At 35.5% G+C, this 24,233-nt stretch carries 20 protein-coding genes and 1 tRNA gene; 8 read left to right on the forward strand and 13 right to left on the reverse strand.

Annotation, left to right across the window (positions count from 1 at the left end; genetic code table 11):
* Positions 1-2: 2 nt before the first annotated feature.
* Entirely contained in the window at positions 3-2,261 is a 2,259-nt protein-coding gene (gene relA, locus A9G25_RS07845) for a GTP diphosphokinase (protein ID WP_065626460.1), read from the forward strand.
* A 40-nt stretch (positions 2,262-2,301) separates the two neighbouring features.
* Here the strand turns inward: relA and folA are convergent, their stop codons facing one another.
* Together folA and A9G25_RS07855 are read right to left on the reverse strand one after the other, a co-directional pair.
* Positions 2,302-2,811: a type 3 dihydrofolate reductase gene (folA, locus tag A9G25_RS07850; protein ID WP_065626461.1), complete on the reverse strand. Its 510-nt coding sequence runs from the start codon at positions 2,809-2,811 to the stop codon at positions 2,302-2,304.
* A gap of 10 nt (positions 2,812-2,821) precedes the next feature.
* Positions 2,822-3,904, reverse strand: coding sequence for an MJ1255/VC2487 family glycosyltransferase (locus A9G25_RS07855; RefSeq protein WP_218057572.1), 1,083 nt, complete (start codon positions 3,902-3,904; stop codon positions 2,822-2,824).
* 698 nt (positions 3,905-4,602) lie between these two features.
* Between A9G25_RS07855 and A9G25_RS07860 the strand changes: the two genes are divergently transcribed.
* The 6 genes from A9G25_RS07860 (at position 4,603) to mutT (ending at position 10,002) form a co-directional block, all read left to right on the forward strand.
* Entirely contained in the window at positions 4,603-5,826 is a 1,224-nt protein-coding gene (locus A9G25_RS07860; RefSeq protein ID WP_081297194.1) for a multicopper oxidase family protein, read from the forward strand.
* Between the two features lie 66 nt (positions 5,827-5,892).
* Complete coding sequence (locus tag A9G25_RS13385) at positions 5,893-5,985, forward strand: hypothetical protein (RefSeq protein ID WP_442903091.1); 93 nt, start codon at positions 5,893-5,895, stop codon at positions 5,983-5,985.
* A gap of 14 nt (positions 5,986-5,999) precedes the next feature.
* Positions 6,000-6,122, forward strand: coding sequence for a multicopper oxidase domain-containing protein (locus A9G25_RS13390; protein WP_176701101.1), 123 nt, complete (start codon positions 6,000-6,002; stop codon positions 6,120-6,122).
* Between the two features lie 203 nt (positions 6,123-6,325).
* A complete protein-coding gene (locus tag A9G25_RS07865; RefSeq protein WP_065626463.1) occupies positions 6,326-6,670 on the forward strand; it encodes a hypothetical protein in 345 nt (114 codons plus the stop codon).
* 77 nt (positions 6,671-6,747) lie between these two features.
* The gene (gene secA / locus A9G25_RS07870) at positions 6,748-9,480 is read left to right on the forward strand and encodes a preprotein translocase subunit SecA (protein ID WP_065626464.1); all 2,733 of its coding nucleotides are present in this window, start codon (positions 6,748-6,750) and stop codon (positions 9,478-9,480) included.
* A 117-nt stretch (positions 9,481-9,597) separates the two neighbouring features.
* On the forward strand, positions 9,598-10,002 hold the full coding sequence (gene mutT / locus A9G25_RS07875; protein ID WP_065626465.1) for an 8-oxo-dGTP diphosphatase MutT: 405 nt from the start codon (positions 9,598-9,600) through the stop codon (positions 10,000-10,002).
* Positions 10,003-10,500: 498 nt separating this feature from the next.
* On the opposite strand, the gene A9G25_RS07880 is transcribed toward mutT, so the two are convergent.
* Positions 10,501-11,904 (reverse strand): hypothetical protein, encoded by a 1,404-nt coding sequence (locus tag A9G25_RS07880; protein WP_141675055.1) that lies wholly within the window; start codon positions 11,902-11,904, stop codon positions 10,501-10,503.
* 905 nt (positions 11,905-12,809) lie between these two features.
* A tRNA-Asn gene (locus tag A9G25_RS07885) sits at positions 12,810-12,885 on the reverse strand.
* Positions 12,886-13,033: 148 nt separating this feature from the next.
* On the opposite strand from A9G25_RS07885, the gene A9G25_RS07890 reads away from it, so the two are divergent.
* Complete coding sequence (locus tag A9G25_RS07890) at positions 13,034-13,609, forward strand: TIGR00730 family Rossman fold protein (protein ID WP_065626467.1); 576 nt, start codon at positions 13,034-13,036, stop codon at positions 13,607-13,609.
* Between the two features lie 67 nt (positions 13,610-13,676).
* Here the strand turns inward: A9G25_RS07890 and A9G25_RS07895 are convergent, their stop codons facing one another.
* The 9 genes from A9G25_RS07895 to glnG form a co-directional block, all read right to left on the reverse strand.
* Positions 13,677-15,425 carry a fructose-specific PTS transporter subunit EIIC gene (locus A9G25_RS07895; RefSeq protein WP_065626468.1) on the reverse strand — a complete coding sequence of 583 codons (1,749 nt, stop codon included), beginning with the start codon at positions 15,423-15,425 and terminating at the stop codon, positions 13,677-13,679.
* 8 nt (positions 15,426-15,433) lie between these two features.
* Positions 15,434-16,369, reverse strand: a complete 936-nt coding sequence (fruK, locus tag A9G25_RS07900; protein ID WP_065626469.1) for a 1-phosphofructokinase — start codon at positions 16,367-16,369, stop codon at positions 15,434-15,436.
* On the reverse strand, positions 16,369-17,574 hold the full coding sequence (fruB, locus tag A9G25_RS07905) for a fused PTS fructose transporter subunit IIA/HPr protein (RefSeq protein ID WP_065626470.1): 1,206 nt from the start codon (positions 17,572-17,574) through the stop codon (positions 16,369-16,371). The genes fruK and fruB overlap by 1 nt, the downstream gene beginning before the upstream one ends.
* Before the next feature lie 211 nt (positions 17,575-17,785).
* Entirely contained in the window at positions 17,786-18,790 is a 1,005-nt protein-coding gene (cra, locus tag A9G25_RS07910; protein ID WP_065626471.1) for a catabolite repressor/activator, read from the reverse strand.
* A 134-nt stretch (positions 18,791-18,924) separates the two neighbouring features.
* Positions 18,925-19,680: an iron ABC transporter ATP-binding protein gene (locus A9G25_RS07915; protein ID WP_065561465.1), complete on the reverse strand. Its 756-nt coding sequence runs from the start codon at positions 19,678-19,680 to the stop codon at positions 18,925-18,927.
* A complete protein-coding gene (locus tag A9G25_RS07920) occupies positions 19,677-20,648 on the reverse strand; it encodes an iron chelate uptake ABC transporter family permease subunit (protein WP_065626472.1) in 972 nt (323 codons plus the stop codon). The genes A9G25_RS07915 and A9G25_RS07920 overlap by 4 nt, the downstream gene beginning before the upstream one ends.
* Positions 20,638-21,594, reverse strand: a complete 957-nt coding sequence (locus A9G25_RS07925; RefSeq protein ID WP_065626533.1) for an ABC transporter permease — start codon at positions 21,592-21,594, stop codon at positions 20,638-20,640. The genes A9G25_RS07920 and A9G25_RS07925 overlap by 11 nt, the downstream gene beginning before the upstream one ends.
* An 11-nt stretch (positions 21,595-21,605) precedes the next feature.
* Entirely contained in the window at positions 21,606-22,559 is a 954-nt protein-coding gene (locus tag A9G25_RS07930) for a siderophore ABC transporter substrate-binding protein (RefSeq protein ID WP_141675056.1), read from the reverse strand.
* A gap of 212 nt (positions 22,560-22,771) precedes the next feature.
* Positions 22,772-24,232 (reverse strand): nitrogen regulation protein NR(I), encoded by a 1,461-nt coding sequence (gene glnG / locus A9G25_RS07935; protein ID WP_065626473.1) that lies wholly within the window; start codon positions 24,230-24,232, stop codon positions 22,772-22,774.
* Between the last annotated feature and the right edge of the window lies 1 nt (position 24,233).

Consider the following 24,233-nt stretch of genomic DNA (forward strand, 5'->3'; position numbering starts at 1 on the left):
TTATGGTATCTATTAGAGGCGCACACCAACATAGTGAAGAACATTATTCTCTTGCTCAATTTGATGTAGAACAATGGGTGAAACAAGAATTGTTATTAACCAATCCTACGTCTTATAAAAAATTTAGAGAAGTTTGGGATTTTTGTTTTGAAAATAGCGCAGGTGCATCAGAACAAACTTTCTGTTTCCAAAATGCGATAGAAATGGTCGAAATTCTGTCGACACTTAATATGGATATTAATAGTTTATGTGCTGCTTTATTACTTCCTTTTGTTGATAGCAAAATTATTCGCCGAGAAGATATTCCAGAAGATTTTGATCGTGAAATTTCTCATATCATTTCTAGCATTGTTAGGATGAAAGAAATTCGCCAATTACGAGCAATTCGTAACGGCAGTGCTACTTCCGAACAAATTGATAGTATTCGCCGAATGCTACTAGCGATGGTAAATGACTTCAGAAGTGTAGTGATTAAATTGGCAGAACGCATTACCTACTTACGCAATTTAATCAATGCACCTCAAGAAGAACAAGTCCTCGCCGCTAAAGAGTGTTTTAACATTTATGCTCCTTTAGCCAACCGTTTAGGTATAGGTCAATTAAAATGGGAGCTAGAAGACTTCTGCTTCCGCTATTTACATCCAGATGAATATCGATTAATTGCAAAAAAATTGCAAGAAAAACGATTGGATCGTGAATTGTACATCAAACAATTCGTTAACCATTTACAAAATTTGATGAATCAAGATCATATTCGAGCTGAGGTATACGGTCGTCCTAAACATATTTATAGTATATGGCGAAAAATGGAACGTAAACACCTTCAATTCGAAGATTTATATGACATTCGTGCAGTGCGTATTATCTGCGATCGTATTGAAGATTGTTATAATGCATTAGGTATTGTCCACAGCCATTATAAACATATCGCAAAAGAATTTGATGATTATGTAGCAAATCCCAAACCAAATGGTTATCAATCTATCCATACTGTTGTTTATGGTCCACAAGATAAAGTAATCGAAATTCAAATTCGTACTGAACAAATGCACAATGAAGCTGAACTAGGTATTGCCGCACATTGGAAATATAAGGAAGGTAGTACCGACAAAATGACAGCTTATGATCAACGAATTTCTTGGTTGCGTAAATTATTAACATGGCAACAAGAAATGTCGGAAAGTGGTGAAATACAAGAAGCCGTTCGTAGCCAAATTTTTGATGACCGAGTTTATGTTTTTACGCCTAAAGGTGATGTTGTTGACTTGCCTGCTAGGTCAACGCCACTTGATTTTGCTTATCATATACATAGCGATGTGGGGCACCGTTGTATTGGAGCCAAAGTGGGTGGGCGAATTGTACCATTTACCTACAATTTAAAAATGGGCGATCAAGTTGAAGTCATTACCCAAAAACAACCGAACCCTAGTCGTGATTGGCTAAATCCTAACACAGGGTTTGTTAACAGTAGTCGTGCCAGAGCTAAAATTCAAGCTTGGTTTAAAAAGCAAGATCGCGATAAAAATATCGCCGCAGGTGAACAAATTTTGCAAAGCGAACTTGAACCTTTAAACATTAGTATAAAAAGCGTCGAAAAAATCTTAATTAATAAATATAATGCCCATTCATTTGACGAGGTACTAGCCGGTATTGGTAGTGGTGATGTAAGGATTAATCAATTAGTTAACTTTATCAATGCACAATTTAACAAACCAACCGCTGAAGAGGAAGATGAAGCTGCGTTAAAACAAATTGCCCAAAAAACGAATATACAAACTAAAAATACTAATAAGTTCAGCAACAAAAAAGGTAGTGAAATTATTATTGAGGGTGTGGGTAACTTAATGTATACCATTGCAAACTGTTGCCGACCTATTCCTGGTGATCTAATTGTAGGGTTTGTAACTCAAGGACGAGGTATTTCAATTCACCGAGCTGATTGTGAACAATTGCAAGAACTTAAAAATCATGCTCCTGAACGTATTACTCATGCTGTTTGGAACAACAATACCCAATCAAGTTACACCATGGTGGTAAAAATTGTTGCCAACGATCGAAGTGGTTTATTGCGAGATATTACCACGATTTTAGCTAATGAAAAGGTTAATGTACTTGGTCTAATGAGCCGCTCAGATATGAAACAACAATTAGCCACTATCGACGTAGATATGGTAATTTTTGATCAGGATTCATTAAACCGAGTACTCAATAAAATAAGACAACTACCCGATGTTATTGAAGCTAAACGTTTTCAAGGTTAATTAACATGTTAAATTGCCACCTTTTTAGTGGCAATTTAGTTTAAAATTCATTACTTTTTTCTAAAATTTCAAACTGATATGAATAGCCATTTTTATCGTCGGGTTGATGTCCTTCTTGATAAATAACTTGCCATTTCTCAGGTGAGTAATCAGGGAAATGGGTATCCCCCTGTAGTTTCGCATCTATATGTGTTAGATAAAGTCGATTTGCTAACGGTAACGTTTGCTTATAAATATTACCACCACCAATAATAAATGCTTCATCAACATTCTGTTTTTGGGCTAAAACTATGGCGGAATCAATTGATTGAACCCAACTTACATTTTGAATTGAATTAGATTCACTTGGTGCTTGCTTTGAAATAATAATATTATGACGGCTTGGTAGTGGATGACCAATAGACTCAAATGTCTTTCTTCCCATAATAACAGGTTTATTAAGTGTATTTTTTCTAAACCATGCCAAATCTGCAGGTAAATGCCAAGGCATTTGATTATTTAAGCCAATTACACGATTATCGGCCATGGCTACAATAATACTTACTATCATATTCGTTCCTTTACACATACCCTAAAGATTTTATTCGCTGATTGACATGCTCAGGAAAGATAGTTTGACTCCAAAGTCGTTCACTTAAAGAAAGTAACGACTCCTTTTGTCCAGCGACGATCCAATTAGACAATGCTGTAGCAACATCAGGGTATATTATTGGTTTTGGTGAGGGTAAATCTAGCCAATACTTAAGTTTGATACAGTTTAAACTTTCCATAACCGTTGCCATATCAAGAGATCGTAAACAGTGAGCATTATAAATTTGTTCAAATTGACCTGCAACAGGCTTAGTAAGAATCTTTTTACCAAGCGTTAATGCTTCAGAAATCAATGCAAAGCCCGTATTTGAAATAATGCCAGAGCAATTGACTAAAGCTTGCGTAAAACCATCACGGCTAAGAGATTGAAAAATGATATTATTTTGTTGTAATTCTTGCTTTATATCTGGGTGAAAACAGATAAATTGATGATCTTGAAATTGTTTTAACATACCAATGATCTCATCTATGCCTTCAAACGGCAAATAAACCACAATACTGCCATCTTCTGTTGGAGTGGAATGAAATGAATCAATCATAGGTGGCAATAACTTATGCCCAAAATGAAACCAATGTAAACCAATAGGCTTAGTAACTGGTGCATAATATTTCATAATTACATTGGCAACTAGCCCATATTCTTTAGGTTTAAGATATTGGCATACAGCCTGATTGCTTATACCTAAACAGTCACGTTGCTGATGATGTGCGGCCCAAGCACTGACTGGCTCAAAATCACTAATAATACAATCATACTTTGATAAATTGAGCTCACGCACGTCTTTAATAAGTCGAAAAGCACGAATTCGTTGTATGGTTTTACGAAAATTAATTTTACCATTTAGTGTTGCAAAGGTGACTCCTCGATAAGTCTTATAATCACCAAAATCTTGCATATCAAAATAGTCTTTAGGATCACGTCCACTAAAAATATAATCAACATCAGCTCCAGCTTTTTTTAACGCTTTAGCTAAAGTTCTACAACGACTGACATGGCCATTTCCTGTTCCTTGAACACCAAAAAGAATCTTCATATCAATATTATTTGCCAATTATTATTGATAAATATCATATCAGAACACGTCATAATTATCTTATTTTTTTGCACATTAACTTAAAATTTCAGTATTTTTTAATATATTAATAGACAAGTCGACAAATCAATACAATTAAATTAAACTAGTTATGTCAGGGTTATATTAAACTTTAAGTAGGGCTATTATTTATTTTATAAAAAATAGTGAGATCTCAAGATGCCTATAACTCCCCAAAATAATCCAATTTGCCTAATAATTGTATTAGCATCAATACTATATTGGTTTAGCTATTCTTCATGGCATTTATCCAACTTACTATTATCACCGGTTTTAACTTGTCATTCTGCTCATTCCTCATCCGAATTAACCTCTAAGCACGAATCTATTTCTAAAGAGCAAGTTTTGGTTTTGCAAAAAAACAGTCATATCTGCTTATGCTTTATTTCATCAGTGTTCAACCTGCAATATTTTAGATTCTAATTTTCCTACAAAACTTTATATTTCGTCTAGCAGTGAACGATATCTGCCTATTAAGCCTATTCTACAATATAACGAATTTATTCCAGAGTTAAGACCACCGCAAGCTGTTTAATTGGTTTATGTAAATAAAAGCAGTAAGTAACACAACACGCAATAACTGAATTATATTGATATTTGTTTTATCAGTATAACCATCAGATTATTGTTAAACTTAACTATTTTTGAGTAACATCATGAAACGTCGAAATTTTTTGATAAATATTACCACAGCTATCGGTGGATTGGTCGCAACTAAAGCTATAGCCCAAATGGGGAACAACAATATGCATGACACAATGTGTGATACTAATTCTGATGAATGTCAAAAGAGGGATAATATGCACCAACACATGAATATGGACATGAATCACAATCAAATGACACAAAAACTTTTATCGACTTCAGCACTACCACAAGGAATGGATCTACCAATTTTGACCAACTTAAAAAATGAAAGCAAGCAAGAAGGTGTTTTTGAAGCAACATTACATCTAAAACCAACCAAAATTGGGTTAACACCAGATTTAACCACGGAATTTTGGACCTATAATGGAATGATACCGGGTCCGAAAATCGAAGTATTTGAAGAAGACCATGTTAAAATCACCGTAAAAAATGAACTTACTCTATCAACGACAGTTCATTGGCACGGCCTGCTCATTCCATATGATCAAGACGGTAACCCACAAAACGAAATTCCTACAGGAGGCAGTCGAACTTATGAATTTAGCATTCCTAAAGGTACTGCTGGCACTTATTGGTATCATCCTCACGGACACGATACAGTAGCCGAACAAGTTTATCGAGGTTTAGCTGGTACATTTATTGTTCGTAGCAAACACGATCCACTTGCATCATTCCCTGAACAAAATTGGTTCTTTTCTGACTTAAAATTAACCGACAAAGGCCAAATTGCTGATAACTCAATGGTCGATTGGATGAATGGACGTGAAGACCAATTTGTATTGATAAATGGTAGTTATCGCCCAAAAATCAAAATAGATTCAGCCACACATATCCGGGTATGGAATTCGTGTTCAGGTCGATATCCCAATCTTTCTATTCCTAACTGCGATATCTTTTTAGTTGGCACTGATGGTGGACTATTAGCTAAACCCTACCAGCTTACCAAACCCTTATTATTAACTCCAGCTGAACGTGCTGAATTAGTCATAATGCCAAAACAAACTGGTACTGTATATTTACAATCAATCGGATATGATCGTAATAAAATGGGCAATGTACCACCAGAACAAGATATAATACTGGGCGAGTTAACACTGACTAAATCCGATCCAATCACCTTACCAAACACATTAAACCAACTACCTAATATGGGGTCAGCTGTCGTCCATAAATTACTGGAATATACCGAAGTAATGGACATGACAGAGCCACGTGTGGTGTGTTATTTTTAATTAATGGTAAACGTAAAAAGCAAAATTCACGATATTGAAGAATGGACAATATTCAATAACTCCCATATGGATCACAACTTCCACATCCATGGCGCACAATTTATTGTACAATCGCACGAGTTAAATGGTAAAAAACTCAGCCTGACTATATTGCCTTAAAAGATACAATTAATTTGCGACCACACGAAAAACTTACCATCAAAATACAGCAAAATCTTCCTGGGCTTCGCATGTATCACTGTCACATAATTGAACATGAAACAACTGGCATGATGGGGCAATTAATGGTGGAATAATATTTCTTCCTTTATCCCTTTCCTTGATTCAATTTTTAGTATGGTTGGATTGAGGGAAGTTAAATTGACAAAAACTCGCGCATTATTACCTAAAAAAGCGAGTTTTTGTAAACCTTTCATCTTATTAAAATTCCTTTTATTAAATTATTTCCCTTGTAATAAGGGTTTTTTATTTTGCTAAAAAATGCTAAAATACCCTGATTATGATCATCATTAACTATTGGCAAAAACTCAGTAAAAGATTGATTATCAAAACCGCTTTATCGCACTTATTATTAGGTGTGATTGCTACTGGGTTTGGATTATGTCAAAACGAAGCACTTCCATCGGAATCTGATGTTTCGCACTGTGGAATTATTGCTATTACATCCATTGTACAAGATCACAGAGAAACAACACAAAGAAAGTCGCAAACACTAGCATATTCCCAAAAACAGCATACTATAGTACTTTTAATAACGCCTAGTTATGATGATCTTTCCCCTAGCAAGGCAATTCGACTATCCCCTTACAACGGCATACGAGCTGGACCAAAAACTACCTCTTAGAATTTACGCACAAATAAAACTAATTTTTATACAAGGCAAAAGCCTTAAAATCCGTATTGAAAAACAAGAGAAGAGTTATGTTATTAAGATTATTAACAAAAGTATTTGGTAGCCGCAATGAGCGCGTATTAAAAAGTATGCGTAAACGAGTTGAAAAAATTAATGCACTTGAACCAGCCATGGAAGCATTAACTGATGATGAACTAAAAGCAAAAACTACAGAATTTAAAGACAGGATTGCCTCTGGAACCCAATTAGATGATATTTTGGAAGAAGCTTTTGCAGTGGTACGTGAAGCAAGTAAACGTGTATTTGGCATGCGTCATTTTGATGTGCAGTTAATCGGCGGTATGGTATTAAATGAACGCTGCATTGCTGAAATGCGTACTGGTGAAGGTAAAACTTTAACAGCGACATTACCTGCCTATTTAAACGCATTAACCGGTAAAGGTGTACACGTTGTTACGGTTAATGATTACTTAGCACAGCGAGATGCTGAAAATAATCGTCCTTTATTCGAATTTTTGGGCTTAACTGTAGGGATTAACCTGCCAAATATGCCCGCACACATAAAACGTGAGGCTTACAACGCAGATATCACCTATGGTACCAATAATGAATATGGCTTCGATTACCTACGTGATAATATGGTATTTACCAAAGATGCTCGAGTACAACGTCCATTGCATTACGCCTTAGTCGATGAAGTTGACTCAATTTTAATTGATGAAGCAAGAACACCTCTGATTATTTCAGGTCAAGCGGAAGATAGTTCCGACAGATATATTAGCGTTGATAAGATCATTCCTTACTTAACTCGTCAAGAAAAAGAAGACTCTGAGCAGTTCCAAGGTGATGGAGACTTCTCAATTGATGAAAAATCACGCCAAGTTAACTTAACAGAACGAGGCTTAGTTAAAGTTGAAGAATTACTGATAAAACAAGGCATCATGAAAGGTGATGAATCACTTTATGCGCCAAGCAATATCGTATTAATGCATCACGTTAATGCAGCCCTACGCGCTCACCACCTATTCCATCGCGACGTTGATTATATTGTTAGAGATAATGAAATTATCATTGTTGACGAACATACTGGACGAACAATGGATGGTCGACGCTGGTCTGATGGTTTACACCAAGCTGTTGAAGCAAAAGAGCACGTTAAAATCCAAAATGAGAACCAAACACTGGCTTCAATTACTTTCCAAAACTATTTCCGTTTATATGAAAAACTAGCGGGCATGACAGGTACTGCTGACACTGAAGCATTTGAGTTTAACCAAATTTATGATTTAGATACGATTGTTATTCCAACTAATCGTCCAATGCAACGAAAAGATCAATCAGACCTTGTCTATATGACCGAAAAGGAAAAAATAAATGCGATTGTATCTGATGTACAAGAATGTGTAAAACGTGGTCAACCTGTTTTAGTCGGAACAGCATCAATCGAAAAATCAGAACTAGTTTCACAAGCGTTTAAAAAAGCAGGTATCAAACATAATGTCCTAAATGCTAAATTCCATGCCCAAGAAGCAGAAATTATTGCTAATGCAGGGAGTAAAGGTGCAGTTACTATTGCAACTAACATGGCTGGCCGTGGTACTGATATTATGCTTGGTGGTAACTGGCAAAGTGATATAGCAAAAATTGAAAATCCAACACAAGAAGATATCGAAAAAGCGAAACAAGCTTGGCAAACAAAACATGAAGAAGTGATTGAGTTAGGTGGACTTTACATTTTAGGTACTGAGCGTCACGAGTCACGCCGTATCGACAATCAATTACGAGGTCGTGCAGGACGTCAAGGTGACCCTGGAGCTTCACGCTTTTATCTATCACTTGAAGATCCATTGATGAGAATCTTTGCCTCTGATCGTGTGGGTAATATGATGCGTAAATTGGGTATGAAAGAAGGTGAAGCCATTGAACACCCATGGGTTACAAAAGCCATTGCCAATGCCCAAAAGAAAGTTGAAAGTCGCAACTTTGATATTCGTAAACAACTTCTTGAATATGATGATGTCGCCAACGATCAACGTAAAGTAATTTACCGAGAACGAAACGGCTTACTTGATAATACCGATATAAAAGATACCATTGATTCAATTCGAGGTGATGTATTTAACACTCTAATTGACCAATACATTCCTCCACAATCAATTGAAGATATGTGGAATATACCAGGTCTTGAAACTGCACTAAAAACAGACTTTGATTTGGATTTACCGGTCGCAAAATGGCTAGATGAAGAGCAAAATCTGCACGAAGAAACATTGCGTGAACGAATCTTACAAATTGCTCAAGATAAATATTTAGAAAAAGAAAACATGGCTGGAGCTGAAGCATTTAGACATTTCGAGAAAAGTGTTATGTTACAAACACTTGATACGCTTTGGAAAGAACATTTAGCAGCTATGGATTATTTACGCCAAGGTATTCATTTGCGTGGCTATGCACAAAAAGATCCAAAACAGGAATATAAACGTGAATCGTTTAATATGTTTGCTAACATGCTAGAATCATTAAAATATGATGTTATTGGTATTTTGAGTCGCGTACAAATTCGCTCACAAGAAGAAGTTGACGAAGCTGAACGCCAACGCCTAGCAGAAATGGAAAAACTAATGGCCAAACAACAAGCTAACCATGAGTCGGTAGCGAGTATAAATGGCGAAAATGAAGAACTATCAGCAGGCGCTTCTTCGCAACCAATAGTACGAACTCAAGCCAAAGTTGGTCGTAATGATCCATGCCCTTGTGGTTCAGGTAAAAAATATAAACATTGCCATGGTGCTGTTCAGTAAAGAAAAAATTTAGTATCATCAAGCAAAGTTGATACTAAAATCGTCGATTAGGATCGACAATAGGTTGAAAGGGAAAGTTACAACTTTCCCTAATTTTACTCATAGGCAAATAAAATTATGAATAAACATATTGAAATTGCTGTAGGTATTATTCGTTCACAAAATTGTCAAATATTTATAACCCAACGCGGTGAAGACTCTCATCTTGCTGGTTTTTGGGAGTTTCCTGGTGGAAAAATCGAGGTCGGAGAAACTCCATATCAAACCTTACAACGCGAAATTGCTGAAGAAGTTGACATCCATATCCACCAAGCTCAATTTTTAGATATCTTTAAACACAGTTATGATGATCGAGATATCACAATTCATGCCTATTTAGTTGAAGAATGGGATGGAGTCCCTTTTGCTAAAGAAGGCCAACCAAGTCGTTGGGTTGACCAAGAAGATCTGAATGCCGACGAATTCCCTGACGCCAATCGACCGATCATCGAAATGCTTAAAAACTTAGATAAACAAATATAACTTAGTTATTACAATTTAGCCTGTTCGCTAGTCTAGTTTGTTTAATTTAAATTAGTTTTTTGTATAATTTTAGAGCTGTTATATTTAGTTCATAAAACAACTGACGCTGTTTCCCCGCACCTAGAATAACACAATGCTAAAGCAAAAATTTGATATCGCAAAGCTTTGACCCTATTTTAGCTAATAATGGGAATTTTGTTGTTTTTATAATTTTGGTTGAGTTTCTAGCTATTTTATCTTTAGTGCCCCCAGACAGTTTTATCAAAAGTATCTCATATAGAGTATTAACATTATTGAAGATTCATAGATATTTTCAATCAAAATTAAATGACTACAGATTAGTTTTTTGTTGCAGTAAGTTCTAATTTTGTAAAAAACGCTTTTGCTGTTTAATAGCAAAAGCGGAACCCAGTAGTGAGCCCTTCTGAACGGGGCTCTGTTCTTTGATAAATTGTCTAACTAAAATTACATAATTTCCCTCGTCTCAGAGCGTAAGAACTAAGGAGTGACACAAAGCCCTCCTCTGGCGGAACCACCAGGGCTAACGCTGTGCACGTAACCGCGACCAGCTCCGACATTAAACTTACTGCTACCTTTAGGAGTATCCGTCACATAGTAGTCGAAACGGAAGTCTGCATTGGCATAATCATTCATATATCCCCATTCAGTGAAAAAACCTGCTCCAATTCGACGCTGGTAATTATTACCATCTGACGATGGTGTCGCTCCAGAAATAGAAGGAGAGCTTTTGCGCACTGCATTAGTTAAATCGCTTACCTCCACAAGACGCCAACCTAAGCTATCACACCATGTTCTATGACTACCAGTACCTGAAGTTTTATCCCCTCGGTTAACAAACCACTGCTTCAACTCAAAACCGTATTTGACGACTACATTACCACTACTATTCCTACCCACTAACTCAAATGTCTGAGGTAAAGTTGGCAAGCCAAGTGGACTAGGATTTCTGGCTTTTATTTGACTATCACTTGCTCTAGGGCCTGTTAAGGTTACTCGTGTTACGTATTGTGATTTATCTGAAATCCAGCCATCATATGATGGATTTGCGTTCGGCATTGTTCTCGTCACTGTTGCAGTTATTCCACCCAACGTAATAGGTGACCAAGTCAGTTGACTTACATCTACTCCTTCTATGTCTAAATCAAAATATAAGCCATCAGCACCAGTAGTTGGGAAATTAAGACCATAAGATGATGGATTGTTTGATTGAACTAGAAAACCTTTAGCTGAGTTCCAGATCTCACTTGGACCAGCAAAATTGTAATTATTCCCCTCAATCTTAACATTATTTTCTCCATGTTTTAAATTGGGTCTTGCGTATCCTACAAAGTAACAACTGGTAGATGAGTCGGGGCTGATGAAATACGTCGCTGATGCACCATTAAAAGTAGTGCTACTTGGAACACCGTACCGTGTAGTTAAATGACCATCGGTAGTACTTAACGTTATCTTATAAGGAGCATTACAAATATCTAAAACATCATTTCGATTTATAGAATGATTATTTTTATCAGTAAACACCACTGATAAAGTTCCTGATGCACTAACACCATTGGTACCTTGACCATCACCATCATCATCTCCCCAATAATTATAAGGATCCCGAATGAGATCATCTAATCCTATTGAGTTGGTTGACGGTGGAATAAACATCCCTACACTACTAAAAGAACTTCCATTTATAATTTTTATTGGATTTGTTGAACTTGATATATTAGTTGACGGCATGACTCTTGTCCCATCGGGCAACGTGATAGCCAATAACATATCCGTTGTTGTAGCTTTAGTTTGACCATTATCAAATGTTAAATATGGTGCACTACCATGAATGATATTGGTTGTATAAGTTGTTAATGCCTGTAATTTCAGTGGATAAGACAATAATAAAAACGGTGTCAGCAACAAAGAAATTAGGAATTTTGATATAGATTTTAATCGAAACACAAGTACGAAATTGTTCGCAGATTTTCTCGATAAAATTAAGATTTGTAAGTTTTTTTGAAGATTAAAGTGTTTAAAAAGATTTAAGACATAGGTTTTCCAGTGCTGGTGCCTGGTGCCTACAATGATAATGCATTTTTCTTCACCTTTCAATTATTTTTCTGTTTTATTTCGCACTTTCCTGCTTGTTTGCTTATTAAATAAGCTTTCTATCTAAAGCGGTGAAATTATAGTCGCTTGCAGAGATTTTAGCTAGTACTTTTTTATATCTTTTGTAAAAAAGTAAAAAACGGTTGCATTTGAGGTTTTTAAAGAATTTCCTTATTGAAATATTGAGTGATGTCTTTACGCCTAACATTTTATGGAACAAATAATATTAATAAGAAACCTAGTTAAGAGAGATTTGTTTAACATTACTAATACACTCATGATACTAGCCTATTCGATGCCATCTGTGCTTTGGCTACAAAATGTAGTCTTCAACTCCCCTTCGCGCACGTTCGGTTTTGACACAACATTTGGAATTTATTACTAACAAAACACAAACTCAACAAAAATCTTTGTTTGACATGCTAACCTAGCTTAAATATCGATGCATCCTGACACAGGATATGATCTGTGTTAGTTTTATTTAGATTTTGAGATTTAAAATACTACGGTAATAACATTCAACCCAACTGTGACCATTTAAATCCCTTTTAGCAATCAATGCATTTGACAAGAATACTAAATACATACCCGATAAACTCGGATTTAGGTCTATTTGCTATAACAACGAAACGAATAGTCAGAAATTTTTGCATATAAAAAAACCTGCCATAAGCAGGTTTTATAAATTCGGAAATTGGCTCCTCCAACAGGACTTGAACCTGTGACATACGGATTAACAGTCCGCCGTTCTACCGACTGAACTATGGAGGAACACTTAATGGGATGAATATTAACTATATATAACGCTAATGTCAATCTCTAAAACAGCAAATAGAATTAACTGCTCAGCTTGTAATCAAATTAATCTGCAGATATGCTAAGATAATTAAATATATTATTAACAGGTAAAATAGCATTTATGAAAAAAAATATTTGTATTTTTTGCGGAGCAAACGAAGGAAGCCAATTAGAATATCGTACACAAGCAGAACAATTAGGCAAAACTTTAGCAGAACAAAATCGACGGCTAATTTATGGTGGTGGTAATAAAGGTTTAATGGGGATTATTGCTAATACAGTACTTGCGCACGGCGGTGAGGTGATTGGTATTATTCCTGAACGTTTAGTCAAAGCCGAAACAGCACACCACGGTATCACTCGTTTAGAAGTAGTAAATAATATGCATCAACGCAAAGCAAGACTTTCGGAATTAGCTGATGGTTTTATTGCAATGCCAGGAGGAACTGGAACTTTAGAAGAATTTTTTGAAGTTTGGACAGCAATGCAAATAGGTTATCATGAAAAGCCCGTTGCATTATTTAATGTGTTAGAATTTTGGCAACCAATGCTTAATTTTTTGCAACATGCAGTGAATGAAGGTTTTGTTCGAGATAGTTTTTATAAAACATTAATTGTTTCGGAAGATCATCGAACTATACTACAACAAATGGATCATTTTATCCCTAAAGATTTACAGCGCTGGGTAAAAAAATAGCTTAAATGCCATATTATATAAAAACGCCATCACTTGATGGCGCTTTTTCTTATATTATTAACAAACATTAAGCGACAGCTGTAGCTTCCGATTCTGGTTGTTTAATTAATGCATAAGCAACACCAGCAACAACGGTACCAACAACAATAGATAATAAGTAGCCAACTACTGGTTTAACAACGCCCGGAATTGCTAAAGCAAATAAACCACCATGCGGCGTCATTAATGTTGAACCGAAAGCTAACGCCATACCTCCAGTAATAGCACCACCAACAATACAACATGGGATAACACGTAATGGGTCGCGCGCAGCAAATGGAATTGCGCCTTCCGAAATAAAGCATAAGCCTAATACCAATGAAGCTTTACCGCTTTCTTGTTCAGGTTTAGCAAATTTTTTGCGTGCAATAAGTGTTGCTAAGCCCATAGCTAACGGTGGAACCATACCACCGGCCATAACCGCAGCCATTGGCATATATTGATGTAATGAAATTAATGTGGTTCCGAATAAATACGCTGCTTTATTGATAGGTCCCCCCATATCAGTACACATCATCCCCCCTAGAATTACCCCCAAAATCACAGCAGTATTTGGATTTGAATTCAACGAATTTAGCCATGAATCCAAGGAAGACATTAACCATGCGATAGGTGCACCAAAAATAAACAGCATCACTAAACCGGTTATTAATGTCGCAAATAGTGGTACAATTAGGATTGGTTTTAACCCCTCAAGCGTTTTTGGTAATGGTAAATATTTGGAAATACACATTGCTAAATAACCAGCAAAATAACCAATAAAAATCCCGCCTAAGAAGCCTGCGTTAGTCGATACCGCAAGTAAGCCACCGACAAGCCCTGGTACTAAACCTGGTCTATCGGCAATCGAATAGGCAATATATCCTGCTAACAACGGTACCATGAGAGAGAAAGCCTTCTCGCCAATCAGATTTAAGTGCGGCTCTCCAACAAGTTCGTTTACTAATACTTCTTTTACTACTTCTACGCCATTTTCTAAGACTTTCACCGTTTTTAATACGTCTTGAAACTCACCTAATGCAAGAGATAGAGCAATAATCAAACCGCCAGCTACAACCATTGGTAACATGTACGAAATACCCGTTAAAAGGTGTTGATAAAATCCTTTTTTCTGTTTATTAGATTTAGCTACCGAAGCATTAACACTTGTTTGATACACGGTTGCTTCTTCAAATGCCTTATCAAATTCTTGCGCTGTTTTTTTCAGAGCTGGACCTGTTTTGGTGCGATAAAGTTTTTTACCTGCAAATTTACTCAAATCAACATCAATATCACAAGCTGCAATTACAACATCGGCTGAAGCCACTTCTTCTGGTGTTAATTCATTACCAACACCAACTGAGCCACGTGTTTCAACCTTACACCACCATCCACGTTTTTTGGCTTCCTCTTCAATCGCTTCTGCCGCCATAAAGGTGTGAGCAACACCTGTTGGACATGCGGTTACCGCAACAATACGTTTTACACTGGTATTATTGCTTGAGGCAGGCATAGCTTCGGCTGTTTGTTGATAAACACTCGCTTTACTTTGCGCATCTGTTAAAATCTGTTTTGGGTTAGCAAAAATTTGATTTAAATCATCAACGGCATAAACCTTTTTACCAACAACTGCTTTATCACTGATAGTTCCAGAGCCTACTGCAACTATAACATCAGCCGATGTTGCATTATCAACCAGATTTAGATTTAATTCGTTTGCGGCTAAAGCTAATTCCACTTTAGCCAAACGTCCATTTACTGGGCCTGTATTACTACCTTCAATAATATATATATTCATGAATACTCCTATTCAGAAATTATTTCAATTTTTTCTAGCATATTATTTACAGCTTGGCAATCAGATATACCAACACCAGCTTGCCCAACTGATAAAGCTGCAACACTTGATGCAAAGACTAAAGTATCTTTAATTGAACGATTAGTCATTAAGCCATACATCAACCCAGCGACCATTGAATCACCGGCACCAACAGTACTAACTACATGGCATTTTGGTGGTTTTGCTAGCCATGCTTCATTTTTAGTTACCCACAAAGCGCCTTTACTTCCTAGCGAGATCACTACATTTTCAATGCCGTCGTTAACTAACTCCACAGCAGCTGCTTTAACATCTTCTAATGTTGGTAATTTGCGACCTACCCACATTTCTAGCTCTTTATCATTGGGTTTAATTAACCATGGTTTTGCTTTTAATCCTGCAACTAATGCATCTCGGCTACTATCAAATACGATCTTTGGACAAATCACTTTAACTTGTTCCATCCACTTAGTAAATTTATCAAGTGATACTCCAGCTGGTAAACTACCGCTGATAGCCACCATGTCAATATCTTTTAGCCATTCAAGAGAATTTGTAACAAAATGTTGCCAATCTTGCTCGCTAATCGTGAAGCCTGAAAAATTAAGGTCAGTCACTTCACTATTTTCCTCGGTTAATTTAACATTAATGCGAGTACGACCTTCAATTGTTTCAAATTTATCAATCACATTTAATGATTTGAATAATAAGTTAAAACCATCACGATTTTCTTTACCTAAAAAACCGCCAATAGTTAATTGGACATCTAAATCCGACAAAACTTTAGCAACGTTGATACCTTTGCCTGCAGCAAGTAACGCATTGGTTTGGACTAAATTAACATCACCAAGCTCAACTTTGGGACAAAAACCCAAAAGATCATAAGCTGGGTTTAAAGTTATTGTTGCGACACGATAAGTCATTATTCAGTCCCCTCACCTAAACCATCCCCAATTGCTTTACCAATTGCATCAAGCGCTTGAGTAGCCTCTTCACCTACTGCAGTAAATCGTAATCGACTACCTTTTTTAGCGCCTAGTGCAACAATTTTCATTAAACTCGTTGCACTTACTGGCTCACCTTTACCATTTAAATTAGCGACAGTAACCTTACAATTAAACTCTTTAACTAATTTTACTAGTACTGATGATGGGCGTGTATGTAAGCCATTTTCGTTTGGAATAATAAATTCACGACTTAATGATTCATTATTCGATTCAGCCACAGTCGACTCATTTGAAGATGTCGATTGCATTTCTGATTTATTAGATTCTATTGTCGCAGAACCAGATAAAAGAAGGCTGCTGAGATCATCAGTATTGGCTGATAATAGTAATTGTAATTTTTGGTTAAAAACTAAAGTTGCAATATTATTTACTATATCAGAAATAGAATCATCAACGGCTGATATAGTGATGAGTAACTTAACAGGCTTACCATCTTCATTAATATTACTGATAGTGCGACTAATCGCCATAGCATTTTTTAAATTACCTTGTTTGCTATCATTTAACCAAACCCCATCACCTAAATATGTAGGTTTATTGTCCAACACATCGGCAATAAAGCTTGAATTTACAGCATTTTGCTGTTTTAAACGTGATGCATTTAATGCTTGTAAAGTTGCTAAACTATCAGCAGGAATATCCAATAATAATGCAGATTCATTTATAGAAAATTGGCTATCTTCAGAACTTGTTTTACCAGTTAAAATAGCAATTACTTCGTCGGCAGACTGAATTTTTTTAATTCGCTCTTCTACCCCTTCAGCTCCAAGTACGTGAGTTAGTTGACGGAGTAATTCTAAATGCTCATCAGAGCTTGCTGCAATACCAATTGCAAGATAGGCCTTTTCACCATCATCCCCCCATTGAACACCATTAGGAAAACAAAATACTTGTACCCCTGTTTTTTTGACTAAATGGCGAGTTTTAGTAGTTCCATGGGGAATAGCAAGACCTATACCCAGATATGTGGCTGCTTGTGCTTCTCGTTCTAACATTCCATCGACATAACCATCTTCAACAAATCCTGCATTGGTTAATGCCGTAGCAATTTTTTTTATCGCTTCAGTCTTATTGGTAGCTTGTTCATTTAAATGAATGTTTTCTTTAACTAAATGAAACATATAATAAATACCTCTGGGTTAATAATATTGGGCGACTAAAATGACTTAGAAAATACAAATCTTTTAATCAATTGAATCGTTTCAGCAATAATGAATAAATAAACATTAATTATCAAATAAATTATGTCTATTAATAAGTAATTTGTGATCTGGATCTTATTTTTAATTTAAACAGTTTTAGAATTGATATATTTTCATGTCTATCAGTGCGTTAACGGCTTAAGCTACCTCGATAGATCAATCGTCTTGGAATTATTGTAGTACCCGATTGATAATTATTGTTATGCAGATAGTTTAAAAACAGTTTTATTGTTACATCGGCAACTTCTTTATGATCTTGTGAAAGTGATATGACTTTACATGGTAAAAAATCTAACAATTCATTATCTCCAAAGGTAGCAATAGTTAAACTCTCGGGTAAGTGCCCAAATTTTCTTAAAATTGCATCAATACTTCCTTGTAATAACGAAAAAGAAGTAGTAAATATACCATTAGGCATTTCATGAATTTCTAGCCATTGACTAAAGGCTAAATCAGCATCTTGACGACTATAGTTATTTGCATATAAAAAATCAACTTTATTACAATTATCAAGTTTGATATTTTTAAAACCATCTAAACGAAGTTGACTAACAGATAAGTTTGGTAAGGCTCCTATATAAACCACAGAATCTTTTACAAAGTTATTAAATGCTTGAGCAAGTGATTTAGAATCTTGTTTATCTGCACCTACAATATTTCTAAATTTAGAGATGGATAATATTCGATCAAGTGCAAATAATGGAATCTTTTCATTTTGCCAGTCATCATAAAAAAAATAATCTTGAGCAGAAACAAACGAAGAAGAAACAATTAAGGCATCTACGCGACGCTGCTGAAGGTGTTTGACACACTCTCTTTCGACTTGTGGATTATCTTCAGAACATGCAATTAGTAATTGATATCCTTCCTTTCTTACCAATTGTTCTAAATAATTAGCTATGCGAGTGTAACTGTTGTTTTCTAAATCAGGAATAATAATGCCTATAGTCCGGGTTTTACCTGCTCTAAGCCCCGCTGCTACCGCATTGGGTTGGTAATTATGTTTTTTCACCACCGACATAACTTTTTCGACTGTTTTATCACTAACGCGGTACCTTTTGGCTTTTCCATTGATCACATAACTGGCCGTCGTCCTTGATACACCTGCTAAAAGTGCTATTTCCTGTAATTTCATTATAATTATCTCAACAAAAATATTGCCAATTATTTAACATGGTTAGAAATAAATAGTAAACAATAATTTTTATTTACTTAATTAAACAATTGTAACTTTTTACTATTAAGATTAATTAATTTCCATTGTATTTGTTAATAGTAAATAGCAATATTTTGATCATTAATTTTTTCGATTTTGACAGGTGTATCAAATATTTCTTCCAAAATAGCCTCATTCATGATCTTTTGTGGCGTACCTTGGTATATCAGTTCACCATTTTTCATGGCTAAAATATAGTCTGAGTATACAGACGCAAAGTTGATATCATGAATAACAATCACAATGGTTTTACCCAACTCATCGGCTGCGCGGCGCAATTGTTTCATCATGGCAACAGCATGTTTCATATCAAGATTATTGAGTGGTTCATCAAGTAATACATATTCAGTATCTTGACATAACACCATAGCAACATAAGCTCGTTGCCGTTGACCACCAGATAATTCATCTAAAAAGCGGTCTTTATATTCAGTAAGATCTAAAAAATCGAGCGCTCGATAAATATGGTTATAATCATCAGCATTTAAACGCCCTTTGGTATAAGGATAACGCCCAAATCCAACTAGTTCAAAAACAGACAATCTACTGGTAAAACGGTTTTCTTGTCTCAATACTGATAAATAAGTGGCAAGTTTATCACTTGGCGTATTAACAACATCCATATTTTGAATTTTAACTTGTCCTTCATCAGCTAATAGAAGACGACTTATAATTGATAATAGCGTCGATTTCCCCGCCCCATTTGGACCAATAATAGCAGTAATTCCACCTTGTGAAATCGTCGCATTGACATTTTTTAATACAGATACTGTTTGATAGTTTTTACTAACATTATCAATTTTTATCACTTTGGAACCTTTTTTAATAATAAGAAGATAAACAAAGAACCACCAATGAATTCAATGACAATGGATAATGCACCAACCATATTTAATACTCGCTCTAAGAACATTTGTCCACCGACCAGAAAAATAACACCTAACAAAAAAGCAGTAGGCAGTAAAAAACGATGTTGGCTTGATCCACTAATACTATAAGCTAAATTAGTAATTAAAAGCCCCAAAAAAGTGAATGGACCGACTAATGCCGTTGACACTGACACTAAAACTGAAACTAGCAATAATATAATAGTGACACTTTTTTGATAATCGATACCCAAATTGATTGCATTATCCCGACCCAACGCAAGTACATCAAATTTAAATCGCATTTGCCATAAAAATAGACCAACAATAGCTACTATTACTAACGAAAAGATAATCAATACAGGTTCTGCACGTGTAAATGTAGCAAAAATACGACTTTGAAGCACAGCGAATTCAGACGGGGTCATCAAGCGTTGCAATAGATTAGAAAAACTACGGAATAATGTACCTAAAATAATTCCTATTAATAATACCAAATGTAAATTTTTCTTGAGTCTAGTAAACAAACCTCGATATAAAAATAAAGAGAATAAAATTAATAAAAGTGATTCGAATACAAATTTACCAATAATACCAATATAAGGAATACCTTGTGAATCAATACAAAAGATTACAACAGTTTGAATAAGTACAAATAGTGATTCGAATCCCATAATAGAAGGTGTTAATATTCGATTGTTGGTAACTGTTTGAAAAAGCAGTGTTGATGTCGCAGCCGAAAAAGCGACTAAAATCATAGTTAGCATTACCCACGTTCGATGCTTCAAAATATAGCTAATATTGCCTTTAAGGTTGAAAGTTATAAAACATATTATGCAAACTAGAGCAATAATTAACAATAAAAGAACTCTTTTTTGACACAAAATATGGCGTTTTTGATTAACTAACATGACGTTTTCGACTCAACAATATTAAAAAAATAATAGCGCCAACTACGCCAAGAATAACACTCACGGGGATCTCAAAAGGATAGCGAATTACGCGCCCAATAATATCGCAAATTAAAACTAATCCACTACCAAACAAACAGATCCATGGCATGGTTTTACGAACATTGTCTCCAAATAATAAACTAACAATATTTGGTACAATCAATCCTAAAAATGGTAAAACTCCAACAACTACAACGACAATACCACCAATTAATGCAATAACAATAAGTCCTGTTAACATAACACGGCGATAGTTAAGCCCTACATTAATAGAAAAATCACGCCCCAAGCCAACTACAGTAAACTGATCCGCACACCAACAAGCAAGTAATGTCAAACCACCCACCAACCATAATAATTCGTAACGGCCTTTTAAAATAGCTGAAAAATCACCTGATTCCCAACCACCAAGTGATTGTAATAAATCAAAATACATGGCAAAAAATGTAGTAATAGCGCTAATAACTGCACCTAACATAATGCCAATAAGAGGTACCATTATTGCTGACTTTAAAATAATCTTTCGAGAAATCGCCATAAATATCATTGTGCCAATCATAGCAAATAGGCTAGCAACAACCATTTTAGTCATGACACTAGCGCCAGGAGCTAAAACCATCATAACTAATAAGCCAAGACTAGCCGATTGAGTAGTGCCAACTAAAGAAGGTTCAACAAATCGATTTTGTGTTAATAATTGCATAATCAAACCTGCAACACTCATGGCGCTACCTGCTAACAATAAGGCAACAGTTCGAGGAATACGGCTTACAAAAAAAATCTCACGCATATTGCTATCTGACCATAAATCAAATAGTGTCACATGCCCTACACCAATAAATAAACTTATTGCAGTCATGATCAATAAAATGAACATACCTGCAATAAAATAAAATGATTTAATCATGCTTTACATTAATGCGCAGGTTCACTTTGCAAAGCGACACCTATTTGATCCATCAAACGGCTATAGGTTTGAATACCGCCAGCAATATACATGGAAGAAGAATCTAAATAAACAATATGGTTTTGTTGCCATGCAGCAGTTTTTCGGATCAATTCGTTGTCAAGTACTTGTTGTGCAGACTGAGCTTCTTTATTACCAATTGCATTATCTCTATCTAACACAAATATCCACTGCGGATTAACACTCAAAATAAATTCAGAGGTAACAGCATTACCATGACGACCAGCTTCTTGGAAAGTAGTTGCTGGCTGAAAACCGAGCACATCAAACACAAAACCAAAACGAGATTTTGAGCCATAAGCCGACATTTTACCGCCATTAACCATAATCACTAGTGCTGTGCCAGCAGTAGTTGTCTTGGTTTTCAATTGTTCGATTTTTCGATTAAAATCGGCAATAAGTTTCTTAGCTTCATTTTGTTTATTGAAGATTGAACCTAATTGTTCTGTTCTTTGAGTTAAACTACTTAAAAAATTATTTGGGTCAATATCTAAAGAAATCGTCGGAGCAATATCATTCAATTTTTTATAAGCATCAGTAGCGCGACCTCCAGCAACAATAACATCTGGTTGAATTGAACTTAAAACTTCATAATTTGGTTCAAATAAAGTGCCCACATTAGTGTAGTCTTTGCGTCCATATTTAGATAAGAAAGTTGGATAATGTACATCTGATTGAGGCACTGCTGTCACAGGAATATTTAATGCGTCCATGATATCAAGTGTTGCAGTATTAAAAACAACAACTTTTTTAGGATTTTCAGGCACATCGGTTTTACCTTGAGCATGTTCAATGGTAAGCGTATTTGCAGAGGTTTGCTGTTCTTTTTTATTGTCACATCCAACTAAAACAAGCAAAATAGCAAGTAAAACTAAAAATTTCACTTTGATATATGAATACATTGTAACTCCTAATTATCAACCAAATAAAAAACAAAAAACGATAATTATAATAATTATCATTTACATTAAGATTGTAACTAAAAACTTTGCTCTATTCAATGCACTTTAAATATTTAAAAATTTAATATGTGACAAAAGACAGATTAAATAGCGCTCAAATGAATGGATTAAAAAGCTATCGATTTATTCGATAGCATAATTAATATTGGTGATTAAGGGTGTTTAGTGGGATCAAGCGATAAATCTTTAAGTTTTCTAGTTAAGGTATTTCGCCCCCAGCCTAACAGATGAGAAGCATCTTGTTTGTGACCTCGAGTAAAATTAAGTGCACTTCTTAGTAAGATTCGTTCAACATCATTTATTGCTTCAGTCAAAATTCCTGTTTTACCATCTATTAGAGCTTGTTTTGCCCATTGTTCCAACAATACTTTCCAATCAACTTCTTGTTGAGAAAAGTGGCTTGTAGGCAATGCGGTATTTTCATTTGTAACCACTGTTTTAGCTGTCGATAATTGCAACAATTCTGGAGGCAAGTCCTGAACTAAAACTTCTTTATTTGAAGACATCACCGTAACCCAGCGACAAATATTTTCAAGTTGACGAACATTACCTGGCCAATTAAAGCGACATAAAACATTTAAAGCTTCCGAACTGAATACTTTACTTTCTACCCTCAATTCTTTGGCGGTTGTATGTAAAAAATGTTCTGATAGTTTTGGTATATCTTCAATTCGATCGCGTAGCGGTGGCAATAAGATACGAATTACATTTAGACGATGAAAAAGATCTTCTCTAAATTTACCCTCACGAACCCTAGTTTGTAAATCTTGATGAGTAGCTGCAATAATACGGACATCTACTTTGACAGGTGAATAACCGCCGATACGATAAAATTGCCCATCAGCAAGCACCCTTAATAATCTGGTTTGAACATCAAGTGGCATATCACCAATTTCATCTAGAAATAATGTTCCACCATTCGCTTGTTCAAACCTCCCGTGCCTAATTTGAGCCGCTCCAGTAAACGCCCCTTTTTCATGTCCAAAAAGTTCTGACTCAATAAGATCTTTAGGTATGGCTGCCATATTTAGCGCAATAAAAGGGGATTGTGAGCGAGGGCTATGGATATGTAATGCTTTTGCAACTAATTCTTTCCCCGTTCCTGATTCACCATTAATTAATACACTAATTGATGATTTGGAAAGCCTACCAATAATACGAAAAACTTCCTGCATTGAAGGTGCTTCACCAATAATGCCTGTCGAGGCTTTACTTGATGTATTATTATTGGTTTTATTACTTTGGGTTTGTGAAATTGCACGTTCAACCAATTGAATAACTTCATCCACATCAAAAGGTTTAGGAATATAATCATAAGCACCTTTTTGATAGGCATTTACTGCTGCATCTAGATCGGAATGAGCAGTCATAATAATAACTGGCAAATTCGGCATTTGCTCTTTAATATGATGAAGCAATGTCAAACCATCAAGTCCTGGCATTTTAATATCAGAAATTAGTACAGCTGGTTTTTGTACATATGTATCTAATGCATCAATAACTTGTTGACCACTCTCAAAGCTAACACAGTTAAAATGAGCATTAGTTAATGCTTTTTCTAATACCCATCGAATAGAGCTATCATCATCAACAATCCAAACATTCATTTTCATT

The sequence above is a fragment of the Gilliamella sp. Bif1-4 genome (assembly GCF_001690535.1).
In the GTDB taxonomy this organism is placed as follows: Bacteria; Pseudomonadota; Gammaproteobacteria; order Enterobacterales; family Orbaceae; genus Gilliamella; species Gilliamella bombi.